This window comes from Staphylococcus sp. AtHG25 (genome assembly GCF_003217445.1).
In the GTDB taxonomy this organism is placed as follows: Bacteria; Bacillota; Bacilli; order Staphylococcales; family Staphylococcaceae; genus Staphylococcus; species Staphylococcus haemolyticus.
This window is the reverse complement of sequence record NZ_QJSN01000040.1, coordinates 1-2,539: the sequence shown is the minus strand read 5'-3', so window position 1 is coordinate 2,539 and position 2,539 is coordinate 1. Positions and strand designations below refer to the sequence as shown.

General features: G+C 30.9%; 1 protein-coding gene and 4 pseudogenes. 3 read left to right on the top strand and 2 right to left on the bottom strand.

Going from position 1 to position 2,539, the window contains the following annotated elements:
* Positions 1-128, bottom strand: a pseudogene (locus BDW31_RS12315) (IS6 family transposase); the annotation flags it as partial.
* Between the two features lie 55 nt (positions 129-183).
* Here BDW31_RS12315 and BDW31_RS12825 point away from each other — a divergent pair.
* Positions 184-267, top strand: a pseudogene (locus BDW31_RS12825) (protein rep); the annotation flags it as partial.
* Between the two features lie 851 nt (positions 268-1,118).
* Here the strand turns inward: BDW31_RS12825 and BDW31_RS12310 are convergent.
* Positions 1,119-1,793 carry an aquaporin gene (locus tag BDW31_RS12310; protein WP_011304063.1) on the bottom strand — a complete coding sequence of 225 codons (675 nt, stop codon included), beginning with the start codon at positions 1,791-1,793 and terminating at the stop codon, positions 1,119-1,121.
* A gap of 312 nt (positions 1,794-2,105) precedes the next feature.
* Between BDW31_RS12310 and BDW31_RS12305 the strand changes: the two are divergent.
* Positions 2,106-2,354: pseudogene (locus tag BDW31_RS12305) on the top strand (protein rep); the annotation flags it as partial.
* 57 nt (positions 2,355-2,411) lie between these two features.
* Positions 2,412-2,539, top strand: a pseudogene (locus BDW31_RS12300) (IS6 family transposase); the annotation flags it as partial.

The window sequence follows — 2,539 nt, the reverse complement described above, 5'->3', positions numbered from 1 at the left end:
TGAACGTTTACACCACGTTCCCTTAATATTTCAGATATATCACGATAACTCAATGCATATCTTAGATAGTAGCCAACGGCTACAGTGATAACATCCTTGTTAAATTGTTTATATCTGAAATAGTTCATACAGAAGACTCCTTTTTGTTAAAATTATACTATAAGTTCAACTTTGCAACAGAACCAAACAACAGACGAAGAAGAAAAAGCACATTCAATTACTGCAATTTGGAATTTTGAAAAACAAAATTATTATTTAAAAAAATAGGAGTTTTGTAATATGTTAAGTGTATTTATCTTCGGAATTATACCAATGTTGGTTTTAATAGTTATTGCAAAAATTGGACAATTTATAAGTCGAAGTAAAAAACGTTAGCTTAAAAGCTAGCGTTTTTTTATGTCTTTTTGCCCCTGCGGGAACTATAGTGTTCAACCGGCATGGTTGCCCAGTTTTTACGCGAAAAATAATTTTGTGCGTAACTGGGCAGTGTTTATTTTTTCTTGCCCATTTTGCTAACTTTTAAGTTTGCATGTAAATGGGCCAGTGTCTAAAAAATTAGTCATTGGTTTTGCTCGAATTTTAGTTTGTGAAATTAAGATATATTTATTTGGCTCATATTTGCGTTTTAAAAGCTTATGTAGGTTTTTAGGTATAAAACTATATGATTTACCCCTAAATCTTTAAAATCCCCCCTTAAAATTCAAAATAAAGGCGTTTAAAATTTAAATAGTTCTTGTGATGAAGTTTGCTAAAAAGGAGGTTGTATTTTTTATGTGGTTACGTTTTTCAGTGCAATTACTTTTGTCTATTTTGATGCTAGTTTTTATATATCAACAAATAAATCAAAGTCATTTAGATTTTTGGTTTATTATTTATTACTTATTTTTTATGGCTGTGGTTTTATTTTGGAAACCTTCAGAAAACAAAAAATAGACGATGCATTTATGCCGAGAAAATTTATTGTGCGTTGAGAAGAACCCTTAACTAAACTTGCAGACGAATGTCGGCATAGCGTGAGCTATTAAGCCGACCATTCGACAAGTTTTGGGATTGTTAAGGGTTCCGAGGCTCAACGTCAATAAAGCAATTGGAATAAAGTATTAACTTTTAGAATTTTATTATTGTATGTTTGGTTTTCTTAAAATTTTATGTGTTAGAGCTGCAATAACTGCACCTAGAAGGGGAGCTAATATAAATATCCATAATGTTGATAATGCTTCTCCACCTGTGAATAATGCAGGTCCAATACTTCGTGCTGGATTTACAGAGGTACCAGTTAATGGGATACCTATTAAATGAACCATAGTTAATGTAAAACCTATTACAAGAACTGCTAAATTTGGAGCGATAAATTTTGTTGTCGTGACTGATAAAACGATGAATACGAAGACGAATGTTAATATTACTTCAACTAAGAATGCACCTGATAAAGATAGGTCTCCAGGAAGGTTTGCACCGTATTGGTCAAGATCGGTTTTTAATGTGCTTGATATAGACCAAATTAAAAATGTAGCAAATATTGCGCCCATAGTTTGGGAAATTGTATAGATGAATAAGTTTATTAAGGATAAACGTTTGTCTAAAAACATTCCTAAAGAAACTGCAGGGTTTAAATGACCTCCAGAGATATCGCCTATTGCATAGGCAGCTGCAATTATTGTTAGACCAAATGCTATTGCGACACCAAGTGTGCCTACGCTGTTATCTGGACTTAAACTCATAAACACTGCTGTTCCTGTACCAAAGAAAACTAGTATAAATGTACCTAAGAATTCTGCTATTATTTTTCTCATAAAATACCTCCTAAATATTAGTTTTAATATATACTATAAGATGAAAAAAAGTAACCTTTATTCTTAGAAATATTGATTTAAGAGAAAAGACTTTTTAAGGTCTTTTCTCTTACGTTTTCGTCGTTTTTTTGCCGGTTTCTTCTTATCTTGATACTATATAGAAATAACAATCTTTTTTAATATCAGCTTAAAACCTTGCTATAACAGTGTTTTCATTGTTTTTTAGTGTATAAAATAAAATTTGACATAAAAAAGCTCAAGTAATAAGATTGAAGCATCTACTCATCAACTTAATACTGGAGGTCTTTTTATATGCAAGACAATCATACAAAATATATAGACGAAAATCAAGATAATGAAACATTAAAAGATATGACGAAAAGTGGGAAACAACGCCCATGGAGAGAAAAGAAAATTGATAATGTAAGTTATGCAGATATACTGGAAATCTTAAAAATAAAAAAGGCTTTTAACGTAAAACAATGTGGTAACGTCTTAGAATTCAAGCCGACTGATGAAGGTTATTTGAAATTACATAAGACATGGTTTTGTAAATCGAAATGGTTCTGTTGCAAAGTTGAATTTATAGTATAATTTTAACAAAAAGGAGTCTTCTGTATGAACTATTTCAGATATAAACAATTTAACAAGGATGTTATCACTGTAGCCGTTGGCTACTATCTAAGATATGCATTGAGTTATCGTGATATATCTGAAATATTAAGGGAACGTGGTATAAACGTTCA